This is a genomic window from Serratia sp. DFXYC6 (genome assembly GCF_057196085.1).
In genome coordinates this window covers 398,237-418,463 of sequence record NZ_JBXUNV010000001.1, presented here as the reverse complement: position 1 = coordinate 418,463, position 20,227 = coordinate 398,237, and the positions used below count along the sequence as shown (strand labels likewise).

The window sequence follows — 20,227 nt, the reverse complement described above, 5'->3', positions numbered from 1 at the left end:
CCCCGCGGGGCGCTTTTTCTTTGCCTGTCGCTCGCCGCGGGCGTAAAAAAACCCGCCAGACGGCGGGTTTTCATTGGCATAAGGCCGGCGGTTACTGCGAGTCGATCTCGTCCAGATCGCCCTGAATCGCCTTGGCGTTCGGGTTCTCTTCCGGCTTGAGCGAACCGCCGTTGGCGATGAAGTCGTGGCGCTGGAAGTAAGCTTCGCGCACCATGACATAAGGATCGGAGGAGTTGCGCAGCAGGCCGTCGGAATCCAGCAGTTGAGCGCGGGTTTCGATACCCTCGACCACCCATTTGCCCGCCGACATCCAGAAGGTCAGGTAACTCAGCATCGGATACAGCGTATCCGCAAAGTCGCCGCCGTCTTCACGCAGCGTGAAGCTGCCGTAGCCCGGCAGCATCACGTACGGACCGTAGCCCACATCGTAATGCCCCAGCGTGCTGCCGAAGCGGTTCGGCTCTTCGCGCGCCAGTTTCGGGTTGGCCATGCCGGCCACGTCGATCAGGCCGCCCATCCCGAGCAGGGTGTTCAGGAAGAAACGGTTGAAGTGGATCATCCCGCGGTAGGGATCGCCCTTGAGGAAGGCGTTGACCATGCTGGCCGGCTCTTCCAGGTTGGAGGTGAAGTTGCTGATGCCGTTACGCGCCGGCATCGGCACGTAGTCACGCCAGGCCACCGCGACCGGACGCAGGATATAAGGATCCAGGACGTTGTAGTTGAAGTCGAACATCGTCCGGTTAAATCCTTCCAGCGGATCGGAACGCCCTTGCGGATCGTTGTCTGGCGCGCTGGCACAGCCCACCAGTAATACCGTTGCGAATGCCACCCCAGTCAGGCGAAAGTTCATATTTTTCTCCATAAAAACACGTTCGGTCTTATTTTTCAGGGACCTGCTTGTTTATCTGAACGCTAACCTGCTCTTTACCGCTGAATGTCTGCAGCGAGCTTTCGCCGAACCAGTCCCCCGGCTGCGGCGTGGCCAATCCGTCCTGTGAGAGGCGCACACGCACCTGCACCTGATGCTGCGCCGAGAGCAGACGCTCGGGCATCATGGCGTTGCTGTCATCCAGTGAGAAAGACAGCGGAAAACGGCTCAGCGGCAATTGTTTTACCGCGACCGGCACCGGGCTGACGCCGTCGGTGACCGAAATGACCAGCGTCCCCTGCGGCGGCATGGCTTTCGCCGCCTGCGGTGACAGCGCAACGGTCACATTCAGTTTAACATTTTCTCCGCCTGCCTGGGCTTTTGCTTGTGCAATACTGCGCTTTATCACTTCCGCGCGCGGATCGTTGGCCGGCAGCAGCTGCAGCATCACCTGCCAGGCGCCGATCGCCTGCTTGAAATCGCCCTGTTCGAAGGCATTGAACGCCAGCAGGCTCAGCACCCGCGGATCGCCGTGGTTTTCCGCGATCATGCGCCGCAACAGCTGCGCCGCCTGCTTGTTATCCTCCGGATCGTTGGAGCGCGTCAAGACCTCGGCATAGCCGAGCCGCACTTCCAGACTATTCGGATCCAATTGATAAGCATGAGCAAACGCCTGCGTAGCGGTGGTGGCATTATTCAGCGCCATGCCGACGCGCCCCAGCATCATCCAGTCACTGATGTTGCGATCGTCCTGTTGCAGCGCGGTGCGCAGCCCCAGCCCGAGGCGAGCAATCTCTTCCATGCTCAGCGGTTTGGCGCGCTCATTGGCAACGCGCTCGCGCAATTCCGGCATTTGCGCCTGCACCAGACGCCAGTCCAGCACCTGCGCCAGCCCGCCGGTTTTCAGATAAAAGCCAACGGTCACCGCCAGCAGTAACAGCACGCCCGGCACCAGCGCCCAGCGGTTGATCGGCTTCGCCTGCGCCATCTGCTCGGCCGGGATGTCGTTCAACAGGTTCTGTTGCAGCTCTTTGACCAGTTCCGGGCGCTCGGCTACCACGCCCTGCTGCTCATCCTGCTCCAACTCGCTGAGGCGATCCTGATAAAACGCCTTGTTCAGCGCATCGCGCGTGGCGGCGCTCTGCTTGCCGCGGCGCATCGCCGGCACCACCAGCAACGCGGCAGCGCCGGCCAGCAACACGCAAATAATCAGCCAAAAAGCCATTAGGGTTTCTTCCTGTCAGTCTCTTGCAACAGCGCCGCCAGGCGCTGCCGTTCCCGTTCGGAGAATGCATCGTCCACCGCCGCGTCGGGCTTGCGACGGGTGCGCAGGATCACCACTGCCCCGCCGATCAATACGAACAGCAGCGGGCCGATCCACAAGATCAGCGTCGCCGGCGTTACCGGCGGCTCGTAGGTGACGAAGTTGCCATAACGCGCCACCATGTAATCGATGATCTGCTGCTTGCTTTGCCCCTGCATCATCAGCTCGTACACCTTGGTGCGCATGTCGGCGGCGATAATGGCGTTGGAATCGGCAATGCTGTTGTTTTGGCATTTCGGGCAGCGCAGCTGTTCGGTCAACTCGCGATACTGCTGCTCCTGCTCGACGGAGTTGAAGCGATAGGTATCGATCGCCGCGGCGGCGCTCCAGCTCAGCAGCGCGGCGCATAGCAGAACAATCAGCCTCATGCCTCACCCCCGTACTTTTTATACAGCGGCAGCACTTCCTGCTGCCAGACGCGCTCATTCATGTCGCCGGCGTGGCGATAGCGAATAATCCCCTGGCCGTCGATAAGGAAGGTCTCAGGCGCGCCGTACACCCCGAGATCCAACCCCAGCATGCCGTCGCCGTCGTACAGACTGAGGGCGTAGGGATTGCCGAGAGAGTTGAGCCAGGTCACCGCCTTGGTGCGATCGTCTTTGTAGTTCAGGCCGACCACCCGTACGCCGCGCGCCGCCAGCGTATTGAGATACTGGTGTTCCGCGCGGCAGGTCGGGCACCAGGTGGCCCAGACGTTGAGCAAGATCGGCTTGCCGTCGCGCAGCACCGCCTGATCGTAGGTTTTGCCAGGCTGATCCAGTGATTCCAGCCTGAAGGTCGGCACCGGCTTACCGATCAGCGCCGACTCCAGCATGGTCGGATCTTCGCCGCCCGCGTTGCGCGTCAGCTGCACCATCAGGGCCGCCACCAGCAGCAGGAAGAGCACCAACGGGATAAACAGCAGCTTACGCTTCATGATTGCGCCTCCAGTTTGCCTTCACGCTTGAGCTTTTTGCTCATGCGATAACGCGGGTCGAGAATGCACAGCAGGCCGCCGATCGCCATAAAGACACCGCCGAACCAGATCCAGCGCACGAAGGGTTTGTAATACAGGCGCACCGCCCAGGAACCGTCTTCCAGCTCCTCGCCCAGCGCCGCGTACAGATCGCGGCTGAACCCGCCGTCGATCGCCGCCTCGGTCATCATGCTGCGCGCCACGCTGTAGTAACGTTTCTCCGCGTGCAGCGTCGCCTCCGGCTTGCCGTTGCGCGTGACGTCGATGATGCCGACGCCGCCGCTGTAGTTCGGGCCGCGAATGTCATGCACGTCGCGGAACACGAAGTGATAGTTGTGGATATCCACGCTGTCGCCGGCCTTCATCCGCACGTCGCGCTCCACGCTGTAATTCTGGCTGAAGGCGATGCCGATTACCGTCACCGCCACGCCGAGGTGGCCGAGCACCATGCCCCAGTGGCTGCGAGACAGCTGCCGCAGACCGCGCCAGAAACCGTGGCGGTGGGTGGCGCGCTCATGCAGCTCCATCAGCGTCAGGATGATCACCCACAGCGCCATAATCAGGCCCACCACCGTCATGCCGGCGATGCTGTCCTGCAGCAACCACGGCAGCAGAATCGACAGCACCAGCGTCGCCAGCAGCGCCACGCCGAGGCGGCGCCACAGCTTGCCCGGCTCATCGCGGCGCCAGCGCACCAGCGGCCCGATGCCCAACAGCAGCGCCAGCGGCGCCATCAGCCAGGTGAACATGGTGTTGAAGAACGGCTCGCCGATCGAGATGCTGCCCAACCCCAGCTGTTTGTGCACCAGCGGCAGCAGCGTGCCCAACAGCACCACCAGCATGGCGGCGATCAGCAGCACGTTGTTGCCCAGCAGGAAGGTCTCTCGCGAGAAAGTCTCGTGCTGCACCCGGCTGCGCACCTGGCCGCCCTTGACCGCGTACAGCAGCAGCGAGCCGCCGATCACGATCACCAGATAGGCGAGAATAAACATGCCGCGCGCCGGATCGGAGGCGAAAGAGTGCACCGAGACCAGCACGCCGGAGCGCACCAGGAAGGTGCCCAGCAGGCACAGCGAGAAAGCGGTGATCGCCAGCAACACCGTCCAGGCTTTGAACGTGCCGCGTTTCTCGGTCACCGCCAGCGAATGCATCAGCGCGGTGCCGGCCAGCCACGGCATAAAGGAGGCGTTCTCCACCGGATCCCAGAACCACCAGCCGCCCCAGCCCAGCTCATAGTAGGCCCAGGCCGATCCGAGCACGATGCCCAGCGTGAGGAACACCCAGGCGGCGGTGGTCCACGGGCGTGACCAGCGCGCCCAGGCGGTGTCGAGCCGGCCGGCCATCAGCGAGGCGATGGCGAACGCGAAGGCGACCGAGAAGCCGACATAGCCCATGTACAGCAGCGGCGGGTGGAAGATCAGGCCGATATCCTGCAGCAGCGGGTTGAGATCGCTGCCGTCGATCGGGAAGTTCGGCAGCGTGCGGGTGAACGGATTGGAGGTCATGATGATGAACAGCAGGAAACCGGCGGTGATCATCCCCATCACCGACAGCACCCGCGCCACCGCATCCTGCGGCATCGCCCGGCTGCACAACGCCACCGCCAGCGACCAGCAGCTCAGCAGCAGCACCCACAGCAGCAGCGAACCTTCATGCGCCCCCCAGGTGGCGGCGATGCGGTAATACACCGGCAGTTGGGTATTGGAGTTGGTGGCCACGTAGGCGACGGTAAAATCGTTGACCACGAAAGCATGCACCAGGCACAGGAACGCCAGCGCAATCGCCGCGAACATGCCATAGGTCAGCGGCCGAGCCACCGCCATCATGCGGCTGTCCTGCCGCGCCGCGCCCCACTGCGGGTAAATGCTCAGCAGCAGCGCGATCGCCAGCGCCAGGCACAGCAGAAAACTGCCCAGTTCCGGCATCATGACTTGGCGCCCTCAGCCTGCGGCGCGTTATACGCTTCCGCCGGCCCTTTGTGATTCTCTTTCATCGCGTCGGCCACTTCCGGCGGGGTGTATTTCTCGTCGTGCTTGGCCAGCACTTCGCGCGCGTTGACCACGTTGCCCTCGCCCAGCACGCCCTGCGCCACTACGCCCTGCCCTTCGCGGAACAGGTCCGGCAGAATGCCGGTGTAGGTCACGCCGATCGCGCCGCGCGCATCGTAAATCTTGAAGCTGACCTGCAGCGTATTGGGATCGCGTTTCACCGAGCCGGGCATCACCATGCCGCCGATGCGCAGCCGCTGGCCGACTTCGGGCTTCTCATGGTTTTCGCCCTTACCCTGCAGGATTTCACCCGGGGTGTAGAACAGATCGATGTTGGAGCGCAGCGCGTACAGCATCAGGGTTGCGGTCAGCGCGATGCCGATCAGCACAACGATCGCCAGATAAAGGCGGCTTTTACGACGTGGATTCACAATGATTTCTCCCGCGGTGCGGCGGATTTTTGTTTTGACTGTTGCGCATGGCGAATGCGCCGTTCGCGCGCCTGACGGCGGCCGATCTCGGCGAGCAACTGCCGCCGCTGCCAGACGGTGTGCGCCACCAGCCCCAACAGCGAAATCAGCGTGGCGGCGACCGCCAGCCAGACATAAAAGGCATAACCGCCCATGGCGAAAAACGCCGACCAGGAATCAAACGCGGCATTCATGACTGACGCTCCTTATTCACCAGCCCGGCAACCCACGGGCGCTGGCGCTCCTGGAACAGGATCAGATTGCGCAGGCGCATCAGCGTCAGCGTGACGAACAACAGCAGATAGCCGAGGATCGCCCAGCGCAGCGGGGTGCGCATGCTTGGCGCGATGGATTGCTGCATATTGGTCGAACCCTGATGCAACGTATTCCACCATTCGACGGAGAAATGGATGATCGGGATATTCACCACGCCGACCAGCACCAGAATGCCGGCGGCGCGGCCCGCCAGGCGGCGGTCTTCGAAGGCGTTATACAGCGCGATGACGCCCATATAGAGGAACAGCAGCACCAGCTCGGAGGTCAGCCGCGCGTCCCATACCCACCAGGTGCCCCACATCGGCTTGCCCCAGGCGGAGCCGGTCACCAGCGCAATAAAGGTGAACACCGCGCCGATCGGCGCCATCGCCGCCACCACGGTATCGGACATTTTCATCTGCCACACCAGGCCGATAAACGCCGCCACCGCCATCGAGGCGTAGATGCCCATCGACCACATGGCCGCCGGCACGTGAATATAAATGATGCGGAAGCTGTCGCCCTGCTGATAATCCTTCGGCGCGAAGCCAAAGCCCCATGCCCAGCCAAGCAGCAGGCAGGCCGCCGCCGCCAGCCCCAGCCAGGGGATAAAGCGGCCGCAGACGTGATACAGCCGTTCAGGCCGCGCCAGTTGATGTAACCATTTCCACATTGTCGTCAGTGCTCACGGTAATTTTTATGCGTCGACCGCCTCGAGCGTTCGAAACGGCGAAAATCTTCTGCGGGGTACGCTCTTGCCGGCCTTGCCCCGTCTGTTCATTCAATTTGTTAGCTAGTGCACGCTCACTCGCAGCGCCGCTGCGGCGGCAAACGGCGCCAATGTCACGCTGCCCGCCAGCATCGCGCCGAGTATCGCCAGGTAACCATCAATCGGCATACCCATCGCGGCGGCGTCGATCGCGCCGGTGGCGAAGATCAGCACCGGGATATACAGCGGCAGCACCAGCAGGCTGAGCAGCACGCCCCCTTTGCGCAGGCCGACGGTCAGCCCCACGCCGATAGCGCCGATCAGGCTCAGCGTCGGCGTGCCGAGCAGCAGCGTCCCCGCCATCGCCAGCCAGGTTTGCATATCAAGCGACAACAGCAGCGCCACCAGCGGCGACAGGAGCAGCAGCGGCAATCCCGTCACGACCCAGTGAGCACACACTTTGCCCAGCACCGTCATCGGCAGCGGCGTCGGCAGCAGCAACAGCTGCTCCAGCGAGCCATCGAGGAAATCGTCGCGAAACAGCCGCTCCAGCGACAGCAGCGAGGCCAGCAGCGCCGCCACCCACACGATGCCCGGCGCAATGCGCGCCAGCAGCTGCGGTTCAGGGCCAATCCCCAGCGGGAACAGCGTGATCACAATCAGGAAAAACCACAGCGGGTTGACGATCTCCGACCCTTTACGGCAGGCGATCTTCAATTCGCGACGCACCAGAGTCAAAAACATCACAAACTCCCCGCGTCGTGTTCCGCCAAACGAATTTTGCCCACCGTTTGGCTGACGCCGGCCAAATCCTGATGGGTGGTCAACAATACCATGCCGCCCCGCTGTGCATGTTGCTCAAAAAGGCTAATCAACTCGGCCACGCCCTGTTTATCGATCGCCGTTAGCGGCTCATCGAGGATCCACAGCGGCGCCGCGCTGAGCCACAGGCGCGCCAACGCCACGCGCCGCTGCTGCCCGGCGGAAAGCTGCGCCACCGGCAGATCTTCGTAGCCCACCAACCCCACCTGCTCCAGCGCGCGCCAGATGGCCTGCTGCTCGGCCGCGCCGCGCACCGCCTGATAAAACTGCAGATTTTCGAAGGGTGTCAATACGGCTTTGATGCCCGGTTGATGGCCGATAAACAGCAAATCTTGCTGATACGCCGCGCGATCGCGCAGCGTGTTACGCCCGCGCCAGCACACCTCACCGCCGTCCGGCCGCGCCAGACCGGCGAGGATGCGCAGCAAACTGGTCTTGCCCGCGCCGTTCGGCCCTTCTACCTGAATGATATCGCCCGGCTGAACTGAAAAGCTTAGTTCGCTAAACAGGATGCGCTCATCGCGCACGCAACTCAGACTTTTGGCTTCCAGCATCGGGGAACTCATATTTTTCTTTGGGATAGCGAATCATAGCATAAGCCTTTCCCCACACGCAGCCTGCGGCGGGCGCGCCGGGGGCCAATATGGCGAGCAGGATCAAGAATGCGCGGAAAAAAGCGGCGGATTTTAACTCTTGTTACCTTTTTCTGTATTTCGCCGCATTTAGGCCGGGCAACTACGCTTAATGACGTGACCTCACCCTTATTGAGCAGGAGCGACAGCATGAACGAACAGCAACGCCAGGAGCATGAGCAGGATGAAACGATGCGGGTAGAGAGTGAAGAGCAGGAACAGGGCAAGCGCGAAATCGAAGTCAGGGAAGAGAATCTGCCGTCGCGCGCGGCGGCGGTGCATGAACAGATCCGGATGGAAGGCGAAAAAGAGCTGGAGCGCGACGGGCTGGCGCTGCTGTGGTCGGCGATCGCCGCCGGGCTGTCGATGGGCGCCTCGCTGGCGGCAAAAGGCATTTTCCACGCCCGCTTGCCGGACGATCCCAGCCGCTTTTTCATTGAGAACCTCGGCTACACCTTCGGTTTTATCATTGTCATTATGGCGCGCCAGCAGCTGTTTACCGAAAACACCGTCACGGCGGTGTTGCCAATCATGCATAAGCCCACGCCGCGCAACCTGCTGATCCTGCTGCGTCTGTGGGGCGTGGTGCTGCTCGGCAATCTGATCGGCACCGCGCTGGCGGCGCTGGCGTTTACCCATATGCCGCTGTTAGATGCCGAAACGCGCCGCGCCTTCATCAGCCTGGGTGAAGAGGTGATGCGCCATACGCCGGGAGAAATGTTCGCCAACGGCATCCTGGCCGGCTGGATCATCGCCACCATGGTATGGATGTTCCCGGCCGCCGGCGCGGCGAAAATCTGGGTGATCGTGTTGATGACCTACCTGGTGGCGATTTGCGATTTGACGCATATCGTGGTCGGCTCGGTGGAGATCCTCTATCTGGTGTTCAACGACGCGATTGGGTGGCAGGAATTCGTCTATCCGTTCGCCCTGCCGACGCTGGCGGGCAACATCATCGGCGGCACCTTTATCTTTGCGCTGATAAGCCACGCGCAAATCCGCAACGATTTGAGCGCCAAAAATAAGGCGGCGCGCGTGCAAGAGGAAAAACGGCGCCACGGCGGGGAAAAACCGTGATCGCCGTCGGTTAGCCGAGGAAATTTCGGCGCTAACTGGCGAGGTATTGAGCAAACGCGCCGCTAAGCGCTTATTCTGCGGGTAAAAAAAGGTATAATGCCCCGGCAGCTTCGGTTGCCGGCCCGCAGCGTCCCCGTAGTTAAACGGATATAACAAGCCCCTCCTAAGGGCTAGTTACTGGTTCGATTCCAGTCGGGGACGCCATTTTTCCTTACCTCTTGCCGGGCTATCACCACTCTGCCACTCATCGTGCACCGTCCCCTAAAGCACTCCATAGGAAACTCATCGACCAAGACTAACGAAAGAACCATTAAAACCACATATAAACTCACGGTAAAAATCACTCCAAAGAATAAATTTAGCTAAAACATTAAAATTTTAAATTAATTAACTAATTAACCATAAAAAATATAAATTAAATAAAAGTTAAGTTTCATTCTCACGATAAAAACAGTCAAAAACACAAGAAAACATATAAAAAACAAATTAAATAGCAAGTAGAAATGCTCGCGATAAAATTAAAGACTTAATTTAGAAAAACCGAATTGTTTAATTGAAAAAAAACGCCCTGCTGATATATTCCCGAAATACACATCTCCCATTAAAAATCATTGGTATTTAAATGTCGATAAAGAAAGGACTCATTGGCTGGCTTGGCGCATTCCTGGCCTTTGATATCAGCATATTGGTTTCAGTCATGATACAGCAAGTCTCGTTATCGGAAAGTATCGAAATAGCCAAAATAGCCAGTACATTCTTAGCTCCTCCCTTATTACTTCTGCTATCTACGGTTATCCCGCCGGACGCCAAGGCGTCACTCGCCTTCTGGCGGTTTAAGTATGCCTTGCCGGGTCACAGGGCATTCAGTAAATATATGTATAGTGACAATCGTATTGATGAGCGATGGCTACAAGAAAATATAATCCCCTTGCCTTCCACAGCCAGAGAACAAAACGTTGAGTGGTATAGAATTTATAGAAAACATCATAAAGAAGAAGCCATTCAGGATATCAATAAACGCTTTCTGCTTTTTCGCGATCTGGCGACAATATCGTTTTTATTTCTCATCATTCTCCCGTTAATCTTGCGCGCTACCCATGTGGATGTGACTATCTGGCCGATCATCATCGTCTTTCTGATTCAATACCTCATGAGCGCAATCGCCGCTCAGCAGATGGGCATCCGTTTAGTCTGCACGACACTGGCCATTGAGGCTTCGAAGAAATAATCACTCTCAGGAATAAGGAAAGTCCATGTCATTAATCAAGAGTTTCTCAGTCAATAATGGCGACATGTTCTACATTAGGCATAACACCGATAATTTTACGATCATTGATTGCCATATCAACCGCGATAATGCAGAGAACATCATCGCAGATATAAAGAAGCAGGCTGCCGACAAGGGAATAAGCCGTTTTATCAGCACGCATCCGGATGAAGACCACTTCGGCGGAATTGAGCTTCTTGATGCCGCATTCAAGATATACAACTTTTATGTAGTCAAGAATAAGACCATCAAAACAGATGAAACCGTTTCCTTTAAAAAATATTGTGAATTGCGAGATGGAGATAAAGCATTTTACATTTCAAAAAACTGTAAACGTAAGTGGATGAACCTCAGCGACGAAGCAAGAAAAAGCGCAGGGATATCGATCCTATGGCCAAACCTCGGCAATACGCATTTTATCTCAGCCTTGGCGTCTGCCGAAAATAATGGAACAGAAACCAATAACATATCAGCAATCATTAGATATGAAACCAGAGATGGCGCAAGCGTGATGTGGCTCGGCGACCTGGAAACGAAATTTATGGAAAACATCATCAATGATGTTGAGTTACAGGAAACCACCGTTGTTTTCGCCTCTCACCATGGCAGAGCATCAGGAAAAATACCCAACTCCTGGTTAGAAAAAATAAAACCTAAAGTGATCATTATCGGAGAGGCCCCCTCTCGTCACTTGAATTATTATACGGGTTACAAGACAATTACGCAGAATTGTGCCGGTGATGTCACTATGGAGTGTGTTGGCCGTAAAGTTCATTTCTACGTCTCCAGTGAAAATTATCAAAATGATAAGTTTGATAACGAAGATGCTGACAACGTAGAACGAGGACGCTATATCGGTTCAGTTAGCATATAATATTAATCATAGTCTCTCTTAAACCTTACATGGAGGGGGCTATCCCCCCCATACATTTCCGGCCATTAATGTACCGTCTTTCAAGGAGCCCTTGCGCCTAAATTATCAGGCAATGGCGCATAGTACGTTGGCGGCTTTAATCCAACGCGATGCAAATAACGCATTCCCTCTCTCTAATAAACACGCCGCCAGAGACTTAACCCCCCGATTGACACTAATTAAAAAACTTAATATCCGTCGGCGTAGCAATCGTCGCCGCCTCGCCTCTGGCCTTCAACTCACCCGTCTCATCATCGAAATCGAACAGCGTAACGGTATTGGTGAACACATTCGTGACATAAAGATGGTTGCCGGTGGCATCGAAAGCGAGCGCACGCGGTTCAATGCCGCCAGCGTCATAGCGCGTCGTCTCCCCTGGCAGCCCATCCCCATCAATTTTTAATACCAGCAAATGGTTATCGGCACCGCGATTGGTGGCAATAAGATATCTGCCGCTCGGGCTGAGGATAATGGCTCCGCCGCTTTTCGCCTCCGCTGAATCCTGCCCGCCGTTCAGTTTCACTTTCCCTTGTTGCGTCAATCGATGGTCGCTGACGGTAAACACCTCGATTTCACCTGCCATTTCGGTGATGACATAGGCATACTCGCCTTTCGGCGAGAACACCATGTGCCTTGGGCCGGCGCCTGGCGCAAAGCTGACATCGCGCGATGCGTCCGCCTGCAGCGGCAGTGCGCTATCCGAGCGATAGCGATAGGCGTGCAGCTTGTCCCCACCGAGATCCGCCGCATACAGATATTTACCATCGCGGCTGAAGGTGGTTGAGTGCGCATGGCCCCCTTCCTGACGCCCCTGCACGGCGCCAGAACCTGATATAAACGGATAATGCTGCACCCGTTCACCCAGTTTGCCGTCACTGCCAATTGGCAATACCGTCATCCCCGCGCCGCCTTTGGCGACGGAGTAGTTGGCGACAAACAGAAACTTGCCATCCGGACTGAGGGTGGCATGCGTCGGCTGCTGGCCCGCACTGCTCACCGTATTCAGCACCCGCACGCTGCCAGCTTCGTCTATTGCCAAGGCGGTCACCGTTCCCGCGTTCTCCTCATTGGTGGCATAGGCGAAACGGCCATCGCGAGATTTTACGATCCACGATGGGCTGTTCATTTTAACCACGTCGAGCAGCGTTAACGTGCCGTCGCCATTAACCGCCAGGCGATAGAGCCCTTCACTGGGTCTTGCCGGTTTCTGCACCGCGGGCGCATTCGGAATATGGGTCCAGGTACCGACTAACGCTATTTGCTGATGTTCCCGATTATTGGCCATCGCATTTCCTGAAAACATGAGAGAAATTAACACCGCAGTTAATTGAATGGCTTGCCGGCCTGAGCCGGCAACGATTGTTCGACCAAGTTCAGACAATATAGAAGGTAGCATAAAGCGAGCTGGATGGCGCTTATTAATCGAGTCGAGAGTTTTTTCTCTATTCATGATGTCTTCTTGCCTCATCACTATGTCACAGGAATAAGTATATCGACATTGACAACCTTGCCATTTAGATCCTCTTGCCTATATAACTCTATAAAAAAGCTCTCCCTCATTTTGACATTGATGGCAGGCAGATAAGCGTCATACATTACATCGAAAAAGTCAATATATTCTGAAAACTCCCCCGTAAAGGGGATGACAATATATTTACCCATAGGGATATAGAAGTTAAAGATGGAATGAAAAACCTCTTGCCCTTTGCTGTTGGAATGCCATTTATTACTCCTGTTCTTTTCCACATTACATCCCCCCCGCTGCTTGCTTAACCATTTTTCATTGGTCCGTGCAATGTCGCCGGTATCTCTGAATTTTCTTATAGAATGAAAAATCAGTGATTTGTAATGCTTTAACATCTCAATGTCATCCGGCATGACCGTGTGGTAGAAGTAGGGTTTCTTATCGTTGCCATACGGCGGGATCTGCGTGGAAAAATCCCATCCCCGGCTGTTTCTAAAGCTGTTGGGCGTTTCGCCAAAGAAACGTTTGAATGCCCGCGTGTAACATTGCTGAGAGGCAAACCCGGATGCCAGGGCGACATCCAATATGTTCCCTTGGTGCTGTTTGAGCAAAATAGCAGAGCGACTCAGTTTTCTATTCCTTATATAAGTCCCTAGCGTTATACCAAAATAATGCTTAAACAGCCGTTGCAAATGCCATTTAGAGTAACCTGAGATAATGGAAACCTTTTCAACTGTCAGCCCCTCGACAATATTCTTTTCCATATACTCCAACACCTGCAAAAGAATATCTTTTCTGTAATCCATATGTGCTCCTTGCTTTTATAAGATTTGCGTCCTTTTTATTAAAATCGTTAACCAACCAAACCAAGTCATTAAGATTAATCCTAAAAAAAACCAGCCTGTCAATTCATTTTTTTCGGCATAGGAAAAACTATCGCATAAATAACTGAAAATGATCATGTTATATAAATCTCTCCGCAAGAAACCCATAAAACAAAATCAACTCGCGTAAAGTGCACTCATCAAAGATGCACTTGACACACCAGGCAGAATCACACTTTTTGCTAATTGTTTTACCTTAAAGTGTTTTTTTACAGCCAGATTGCATGGCCGAATAGGAATTTCATCATCACAAATGAAAACGCATTTTATATGCTTGGCCCGCCGATAAAACGTACTGCGAAAGAGATATAAAGTATGACCGACAGTAAAAGAAGACGGGAGGGATAAGCTCAAGGCTGAACATCGGTCTCAATAATCTCGCGTCGCAATAGTGCGTTTCTTTTTTATCGTTCCTGCGCAGAGAAAACGGATATTTTAACCAACCTTGCTCGATGCCCTGTTTTACAAACCACGCCCATTGGGAACCCTGCCTACTCCCATGAATCGCCCATCTCTCCCCCGGTAAAATGCCGAGCCGACTCGCCCGCACCTTGTTGTCAGAACGGCCTGCGGCCGCAAACAAAAAGCCCAGCACGCGAGGCTGGGCTTTTCATTAACGGCCTGATTAATCAGCCAGGTTGTCGATCTCTGCGGACCTGTGCTTGCGCAACAGGTACAGCAGCAAAGATACCCGCCGCTCGGTGCGTTCCGGGGTATCCGGCGGCAGGTTGTAGCGCAGGGTATAACGCTCGTTGTTCTCGTTGCAGAAATCGATGACGAGCACGGGAGCAGAGGCCCCCGCTACTTTTCGATAATTCAGCGAGATGCACGACAAGTTTTTTTTCATCTCAACTTACCGCGACAGTGCGGCGGGTTGATTCGGCAATCCGCCCCACGCCGGCGCTCAACGCAGCGCCCAACAGCAGTACCAACAGCGAACCCCACGCGGCGCGAGACAGCTGTTTGGCCGCTTCATCGGCCGCTTCACGCGCTTTCTGCTCGGCCTCGGCCTTGAGTTTTTCCACCTTCTGCACCGCCTGCTGGTAAGCCTGGGCGTAGTTATCGACGATTTGGCTCGCTTCATCGCGGCTCTTGCCGGTGCGTGCCGCAACGATATTCACCAGCGCGTCCTTATCGGCGGCGCTCAACGCCGGCTCACCGGACTGCTTGACGCGCTCGAACCACTGCTTAAGCTCGGTGGCGGCCTGCGCCGGATCGGCCGCGGCATCCACGGCCGACTGTTTGCCGTCGGCGGCCGCCCGATTGGCTTTCTGCTCCAACCGAGCAGGATCCAGCTCCGGCTTACCGCTCTGCTTAAGCGTGGCGTTCAACTGATTTTCCAGGCTTCCCCAGTCAAGGCTGATGCCCTTTTTATCCAGCTGTTGCTTGAGGCCTTCGCCTACGTTTGGCGCTGCCGCCGCCAGGCCGCTGCCTGCCAGCGAAAGCCCTTTACCCACCGCGCTTCCCGCCAGCCCCACTACGCCGCTCGCCAATGAAACCATCAGCCAGGTGGTCAACAAGGTGGTGATCGCCCAACTCAGCAAGCCATGCAAGCCGCCGCGATTCGGTGCGGAGCGGCCGGCGACGAACGCGCCTGCGGCCAGCGATGCCAGCGTTGAAACCAGCAGCCAGATCCCGGTGCCGGTGCCAAAGCCGCTCAGCGGGTTGCCCTTTTGCATCATATCCACGGCCTGGGCACCAATAGCCGTGCCCAGCACGCTGAAGGTCAGATAAGTCACCAGCGCCACGGCACTCCCGGCCAATATCGAGCCCCATGACACCTGAAACGCTAAGCGATTTGATTCATAGACAGTGGTCATCGTTGTTCCTTATATTTTCTGGACAAGTGATTGCACGCACGGCGGGTAACCGCGCAGACAAATTCAGTCTGCCGCGCGGCGTCGTCGGCCGTCCCGGTTCATTTGCATCAGAATGCCTGGTGCATTCACACCCTGCGAATACGCACGTTATGCACTAAGCTGCTCAGCGAATAGCGTAACCCGCGGCCGCCTTAAGAGGCCGCCCCCTTCTGTCTAGCGGAGAACACATGAGCCAATCCGTTTTGGCCAGCGAAACCCACAGCGGCCACCTGCAGCAAATCATCTCCGGCTTGTCCGACGGCGTGATCCTGACGGATACCGATCAAACCTTGCTATGGGCCAACGAGGCCGCGTTGACCATGCATGGCGTGAGTCATCAGAAAGCTCTGGGGGCCAATGCCGGCGAGTACGCGGCGCGTTTTGCCCTGCGCTATCGCAACAATCATCCGCTGGTTTTGGAACAGTACCCGCTGAACCGGGTTGCCGAAGGCGAAACCTTCACCGATGTGGTGGTGGAGGTTCGGCAGGTCGACGATCCGGACAGCTTCTGGGTGCACCGCCTGCGGAGCCTGATTATCACCGATGCGCAGGGGCAACCGGAGCTGCTGGCGCTGATCCTGAGCGACGCGACGGAGTGGGCCAGCGCCGAACAGCGCTTTGAAAAAACCTTCAACGCCAATCCGGCACCGGCAGTCATTTGTCGGCTAAGCGACCTGCGTTACGTCAAGGTCAACCAGGGGTTCCTTGATATGACCGGTTACCAACGTGAACAGGTCATGGGGCGTTCGGTTTATGAACTCGACGTTCTGGAACAGGCGGAGCACAAAGAACTGGCCGTTCAGCGCCTGGGGGAAGGCGCTACCATTCCGCAGATGGAGGCCGAGCTGAAGCTGCCCGGCGGAGGAAGCAAGCTGGTGGTGGTTGCCGGCCAACCCTTGGATATCAATGAAGACGACTGCATGCTGTTCACGTTTACCGATCTCGAACCCCGGCGCCAGGCGGAATCGGCGCTGCGAGAAAGTGAAGAACGGTTTGCCAAGGCATTTCGCCTGAGCCCGGTGCCGACGTTGTTATGTACCGCGCACGAGCGGCGCGTGCTGGATGTCAACGAAGCCTTCACCCGCACCACCGAGTACGACGCCGAAGACTTGATCGGCAAGACGGTCGGAGAGATCCCGTTTATTGACGATCCGGAGGCGAACCGCCGTTTGTTTGCCGCCCTGGAAAAAAGCGGCAACGTCGAAGGGCTGGACATCCGGGTGCGCAAGAAAGGGAGCGAGTCGATTGACTGTGTGGCCTCGGCGGATGCCGTCAGCATCCACAACGCGCCCTGTTATCTGCTGGTGCTCATGGACATTACCGAACGCAAACGCTCGGAGCTGGAGCTGGTAAGCGCCATCGAAGAAGTGATGCAGGACGCCTCCTGGTTCAGCCAAACCCTGATCGAAAAACTGGCCAACGTGAAAAGCATCAACCGGCCCGACCAGGCTGGATTTACCGCCAGCGACCTCACGCCGCGCGAGCGCGATGTGCTGGAATTGATTTGCGAGGGGCTGCCGGACAAGAAAATCGCGGCGCGTCTCAATCTGGCGCTCAACACCATCCGCAACCATGTCGCGACGGTCTATTCCAAACTCGGCGTGCATAGCCGCAGCGAAGCCATCGTCTGGGCCAGAGAACGCGGGCTGTTTACCGGCGGGCTGGCCTTGAGGAATGGCAAGTAACCTGCAAATGCACTACCCAAACCGATACAAACGCCCCTTATAGGCCACAAGTGAAGTGCATAACATGGCGGTGCAAATGCAGGCTTCCGTCCTGTGCGGAAGCCAAACGGATCGAACCTTAGGAGCGCATCACAATGAACAGCGAAAAAGCCAATGGCATGATGGAAAAAGTGGCGGGCAAGGCGCAGGAAATCGCGGGCGACGTCACCGGCAACGAACGTTTGCAGGCCGAAGGCGCCGCGCGCCAGGCAGCGGGCGTGCTGCAAGAAAAATACGGCGATGCCCTGAGCTGCGCCGGCAACATGATGAAGAAAAACCCCCTCGCCGCATTGGCCCTCATTGCCGGCGCAGGCCTGTTGACCGGCCTGCTGCTGCGCCGCCGTTGATGCGCGCCGGCGAACAAACCGCTTTTCCCTGAATGCCGCGCCCGGTGGGTAGCCACCGGGCGCGGTTCTATCGGCCTGAGGGACGCAGTATTATCGATTGATGCCTCCGCTCGTTTGCCGCTGGGATTAACGCGTATTCTGCGTCGCCATGCGACGGATTATTATGGCGAAACCGTTATATCCCGCATGGAACATGAGCCTTTATCGTTCAGGCTGTCGCACACCGTCTTTACTCGCTGCTTATACGGCACGTCTTTTTATTATATTCGTCCTATTGCAGATTATCATCACCCTCTCACTCAACGCGCCCACCGCCTGTTATTTCCGGTTGTTATGCAAGCCAGTTAATTTCCCTGCAACATAACGATATTTCTCAGCGTAAAAACTGAATATATCAATCAGCCTGGGTTTATCCTCCGCGCCATTAAATGTTAATATTGCCGGATTATGCGCACGGAGAAATAGCATGTTCCCCAGTAAAAAACATTCGCAGCGGGCAACCCCGCTGACCAGCTATCAATTTTCCCGGCTGCATACTTTCGAATGCGTCGCACGTCATTTATCTTTTGCGCTGGCGGCACAAGAATTGTCGATCACCCCCAGTGCAGTGAGCCACCGCATTAATTTGCTCGAAAAGGAATTGGGGTTTCTGCTATTCCAACGCTTTCATCGCAGAATTACGCTGACGCCGGAGGGCGAGCGCATGCAATGGGCGCTGGACAGCTCCTTCAACACCTTGAATCAGGAAATCCTGGACATCAAAAATCGCGAGTTGACGGGGACCTTGACCCTCTACTCGCACCCGTCCCTGGTGCAATGTCTGCTGCTGCCGCGCATCGGCGACTTTATCGCCCAGCACCCCACCATTCACCTCAATATTCTGACCGGGCAGGAAATCATCAACCTGGCCAACCGCGGCGTGGATCTGGCGATGTACTTCGGCAAACTGCCCTCGGGGCGGCATCTGGACGAAGCCTTTATGCAGGAATCAATGGTGCCGATCTGCACGCCGCAGTACGCCGCCACGCATAACCTGTACGATGCGCCGGAAAACCTGGCCCACTGCACGCTGCTGCACGATCGCTACAACTCCGGCGAAGATGAGTGGCAAACCTGGTCGCAACACTTTGCGCTGGGGCTGGATACCGACAGTAAAAGCATGGAGTTCGACCGTTCCGATCTTGCAGTGCTGGCCGCGACGCGGCACCTTGGCGTCGCCATGGGGCGGCTCAATCTGGTGCAGGACTGGATCAAAAGCGGCGAACTTATCATTCCGTTCACCGACATGACCGCGCCCTGCGAGCACTGCTATTTTACCTCGACCATCTCCGAACGGCAGTGGCCGAAGATCCTCGCATTTAAGCAGTGGATCATGAAAATCTCCCCTCTGGTCTGATGGCCAGAGGATTATCGCCATACTTTGGGGGAATAAGAAAAATGCAGCGCGCAGGCGTAGAGCCGGCCGGCCTTTGAATAAGAGATATTTTTGCGGTTTTTATCCCAGGTCAGCAGAGAATTATTGGCAAAATAATAAACCTCCAATTGCATCCCATTAGCCAACCTCGACCAGCCTCGGCTTCTTATCACGGTAAAATCACCGTTATCGCTGAGCGTAATCAGCGGCACGCCCCAGGCATAGCGGGATATTTGCAGCTGAATAATGAATTGGCTTTCGCAGCTTATTTGGTAGTTCTGTACATCAACATCCATAATTTATATTTTTGGTGCCACCCTTCGGTCAACATAAATAAGATATGAACAACTCACTACGATTAACCCCAGTACGATCAACACAGCACCCAATAAAAATTCAATTTGCAACGGTTCGCCGAGAATGACGGCCCCCGCCAGGATGCCGAATACCGGCGTCATAAAGGTGAGAATGCCCAGCGAGGAAGCCTGATAACGGCGCAACAGTGAAAACCAGATCAGGTAGCTGAAAAACGACACGATCACCGTTTGGAACAACAGGCTGCTCCAGGCCACGGGGCTCAGGACGACGTGCAAATTGTCCGTCGCCAGCGCCAGCAGCGACAGCAGCACACAGGCGCCCGTCAACTGGAACAGCAGCGTCTGTTTGGCCGGGCACTCCGCCAGGCGCGTGGTACGGATCACCAGGGTAGAACTGCCCCAGGCGATCCCCGCCAGCAGGCCGTAGAGATCGCCCTTCAACCGAGCTGCGTCGCCGCTGCCCTCAGCCATGCCCGATATGGCCAGCACCACGCCGCCAAAGGCGATGAGCATGCCAAGCCACTGCACCGGCGACAGGCGTTCCTGGCGAATCAGAAAATGCAGGCCGAGAGCGGAAAACAGCGGCGCGGTGTACAAAAACACCGCCATATGCGAAGCGCTGGTATAGCGCAGCCCTTCGGAGACAAAAAAGAACTCCAGCGCGAACAATGCTCCTACGCTCAGACCGGCGCTCAGCGTGGCGCGATCCCAGGTGAAACACTCGCCGCGGCAACGCGCCAACAGGTATACCCCCAGCGCGGCGAGCCCCGAACGAATGGCAATTTGCAGCACCGCCGACACATCCGCCTCGGCAGCCTTGATCGCCACCTGCTGCATTCCCCAGATAGCGCAAAGCATCACCATGGCGGCGGCAGCCCTGCCGTCAATACCGATTCTTACATTCATAATAGGGTTCTCGTCGCCGTTGAAATAATAA

General features: G+C 56.6%; 22 protein-coding genes and 1 tRNA gene. 7 read left to right on the top strand and 16 right to left on the bottom strand.

Translation table 11 applies throughout. From position 1 onward, the window contains the following. Positions 1-91 precede the first annotated feature (91 nt). The 10 genes from mlaA to ccmA all read right to left on the bottom strand — a co-directional run bounded on the left by mlaA (position 92) and on the right by ccmA (position 7,945). Positions 92-850: a phospholipid-binding lipoprotein MlaA gene (gene mlaA, locus AC2CGQ_RS02155; RefSeq protein ID WP_004936247.1), complete on the bottom strand. Its 759-nt coding sequence runs from the start codon at positions 848-850 to the stop codon at positions 92-94. 28 nt (positions 851-878) lie between these two features. After that, complete coding sequence (ccmI, locus tag AC2CGQ_RS02150; RefSeq protein WP_015378621.1) at positions 879-2,093, bottom strand: c-type cytochrome biogenesis protein CcmI; 1,215 nt, start codon at positions 2,091-2,093, stop codon at positions 879-881. Next, positions 2,093-2,560, bottom strand: a complete 468-nt coding sequence (locus AC2CGQ_RS02145) for a cytochrome c-type biogenesis protein (RefSeq protein WP_015378622.1) — start codon at positions 2,558-2,560, stop codon at positions 2,093-2,095. The genes ccmI and AC2CGQ_RS02145 overlap by 1 nt, the downstream gene beginning before the upstream one ends. Beyond that, the gene (locus AC2CGQ_RS02140; RefSeq protein ID WP_484593443.1) at positions 2,557-3,108 is read right to left on the bottom strand and encodes a DsbE family thiol:disulfide interchange protein; all 552 of its coding nucleotides are present in this window, start codon (positions 3,106-3,108) and stop codon (positions 2,557-2,559) included. The genes AC2CGQ_RS02145 and AC2CGQ_RS02140 overlap by 4 nt, the downstream gene beginning before the upstream one ends. Next, positions 3,105-5,075, bottom strand: coding sequence for a heme lyase CcmF/NrfE family subunit (locus tag AC2CGQ_RS02135; protein WP_015378624.1), 1,971 nt, complete (start codon positions 5,073-5,075; stop codon positions 3,105-3,107). Before AC2CGQ_RS02135 ends, AC2CGQ_RS02140 begins: the two co-directional genes overlap by 4 nt. After that, positions 5,072-5,566, bottom strand: a complete 495-nt coding sequence (gene ccmE, locus AC2CGQ_RS02130; protein WP_004936264.1) for a cytochrome c maturation protein CcmE — start codon at positions 5,564-5,566, stop codon at positions 5,072-5,074. The genes AC2CGQ_RS02135 and ccmE overlap by 4 nt, the downstream gene beginning before the upstream one ends. Beyond that, positions 5,563-5,799: a heme exporter protein CcmD gene (gene ccmD / locus AC2CGQ_RS02125; RefSeq protein ID WP_004936267.1), complete on the bottom strand. Its 237-nt coding sequence runs from the start codon at positions 5,797-5,799 to the stop codon at positions 5,563-5,565. The genes ccmE and ccmD overlap by 4 nt, the downstream gene beginning before the upstream one ends. Further along, positions 5,796-6,533 (bottom strand): heme ABC transporter permease, encoded by a 738-nt coding sequence (locus AC2CGQ_RS02120; RefSeq protein WP_004936270.1) that lies wholly within the window; start codon positions 6,531-6,533, stop codon positions 5,796-5,798. The genes ccmD and AC2CGQ_RS02120 overlap by 4 nt, the downstream gene beginning before the upstream one ends. A 120-nt stretch (positions 6,534-6,653) precedes the next feature. After that, positions 6,654-7,313 (bottom strand): heme exporter protein CcmB, encoded by a 660-nt coding sequence (gene ccmB / locus AC2CGQ_RS02115; protein WP_484593442.1) that lies wholly within the window; start codon positions 7,311-7,313, stop codon positions 6,654-6,656. Then, on the bottom strand, positions 7,313-7,945 hold the full coding sequence (gene ccmA, locus AC2CGQ_RS02110) for a cytochrome c biogenesis heme-transporting ATPase CcmA (RefSeq protein ID WP_004936275.1): 633 nt from the start codon (positions 7,943-7,945) through the stop codon (positions 7,313-7,315). Before ccmA ends, ccmB begins: the two co-directional genes overlap by 1 nt. Before the next feature lie 228 nt (positions 7,946-8,173). On the opposite strand from ccmA, the gene AC2CGQ_RS02105 reads away from it, so the two are divergent. The 4 genes from AC2CGQ_RS02105 to AC2CGQ_RS02090 all read left to right on the top strand — a co-directional run bounded on the left by AC2CGQ_RS02105 (position 8,174) and on the right by AC2CGQ_RS02090 (position 11,241). After that, positions 8,174-9,100: a formate/nitrite transporter family protein gene (locus AC2CGQ_RS02105; protein ID WP_484593441.1), complete on the top strand. Its 927-nt coding sequence runs from the start codon at positions 8,174-8,176 to the stop codon at positions 9,098-9,100. Between the two features lie 129 nt (positions 9,101-9,229). Then, a tRNA-Arg gene (locus tag AC2CGQ_RS02100) sits at positions 9,230-9,304 on the top strand. A gap of 418 nt (positions 9,305-9,722) precedes the next feature. After that, positions 9,723-10,328: a hypothetical protein gene (locus AC2CGQ_RS02095; protein WP_103085531.1), complete on the top strand. Its 606-nt coding sequence runs from the start codon at positions 9,723-9,725 to the stop codon at positions 10,326-10,328. A gap of 25 nt (positions 10,329-10,353) precedes the next feature. Further along, positions 10,354-11,241, top strand: a complete 888-nt coding sequence (locus AC2CGQ_RS02090; protein WP_166730221.1) for an MBL fold metallo-hydrolase — start codon at positions 10,354-10,356, stop codon at positions 11,239-11,241. A gap of 214 nt (positions 11,242-11,455) precedes the next feature. On the opposite strand, the gene AC2CGQ_RS02085 is transcribed toward AC2CGQ_RS02090, so the two are convergent. The 4 genes from AC2CGQ_RS02085 to AC2CGQ_RS02070 form a co-directional block, all read right to left on the bottom strand. Further along, positions 11,456-12,730, bottom strand: coding sequence for a lactonase family protein (locus AC2CGQ_RS02085; RefSeq protein WP_257212337.1), 1,275 nt, complete (start codon positions 12,728-12,730; stop codon positions 11,456-11,458). A 20-nt stretch (positions 12,731-12,750) separates the two neighbouring features. Then, on the bottom strand, positions 12,751-13,551 hold the full coding sequence (locus tag AC2CGQ_RS02080; protein ID WP_021505596.1) for a helix-turn-helix domain-containing protein: 801 nt from the start codon (positions 13,549-13,551) through the stop codon (positions 12,751-12,753). Between the two features lie 703 nt (positions 13,552-14,254). Then, entirely contained in the window at positions 14,255-14,413 is a 159-nt protein-coding gene (locus tag AC2CGQ_RS02075) for a hypothetical protein (RefSeq protein WP_230201404.1), read from the bottom strand. A gap of 64 nt (positions 14,414-14,477) precedes the next feature. Beyond that, positions 14,478-15,449 (bottom strand): hypothetical protein, encoded by a 972-nt coding sequence (locus AC2CGQ_RS02070; protein WP_088381821.1) that lies wholly within the window; start codon positions 15,447-15,449, stop codon positions 14,478-14,480. A 227-nt stretch (positions 15,450-15,676) separates the two neighbouring features. Here AC2CGQ_RS02070 and AC2CGQ_RS02065 point away from each other — a divergent pair, with 227 nt between their 5' ends. The 3 genes from AC2CGQ_RS02065 (at position 15,677) to dsdC (ending at position 18,955) form a co-directional block, all read left to right on the top strand. Next, on the top strand, positions 15,677-17,173 hold the full coding sequence (locus tag AC2CGQ_RS02065; protein WP_099981916.1) for a helix-turn-helix transcriptional regulator: 1,497 nt from the start codon (positions 15,677-15,679) through the stop codon (positions 17,171-17,173). Positions 17,174-17,307: 134 nt separating this feature from the next. After that, the gene (locus AC2CGQ_RS02060; protein WP_004936297.1) at positions 17,308-17,559 is read left to right on the top strand and encodes a CsbD family protein; all 252 of its coding nucleotides are present in this window, start codon (positions 17,308-17,310) and stop codon (positions 17,557-17,559) included. A 466-nt stretch (positions 17,560-18,025) separates the two neighbouring features. Continuing rightward, positions 18,026-18,955 carry a DNA-binding transcriptional regulator DsdC gene (gene dsdC, locus AC2CGQ_RS02055; RefSeq protein WP_484593440.1) on the top strand — a complete coding sequence of 310 codons (930 nt, stop codon included), beginning with the start codon at positions 18,026-18,028 and terminating at the stop codon, positions 18,953-18,955. An 11-nt stretch (positions 18,956-18,966) separates the two neighbouring features. On the opposite strand, the gene AC2CGQ_RS02050 is transcribed toward dsdC, so the two are convergent. Both AC2CGQ_RS02050 and AC2CGQ_RS02045 read right to left on the bottom strand, forming a co-directional pair. Beyond that, complete coding sequence (locus AC2CGQ_RS02050; RefSeq protein WP_015378633.1) at positions 18,967-19,269, bottom strand: hypothetical protein; 303 nt, start codon at positions 19,267-19,269, stop codon at positions 18,967-18,969. A 3-nt stretch (positions 19,270-19,272) separates the two neighbouring features. Continuing rightward, complete coding sequence (locus tag AC2CGQ_RS02045; protein WP_484593439.1) at positions 19,273-20,196, bottom strand: DMT family transporter; 924 nt, start codon at positions 20,194-20,196, stop codon at positions 19,273-19,275. Positions 20,197-20,227: the final 31 nt, after the last annotated feature.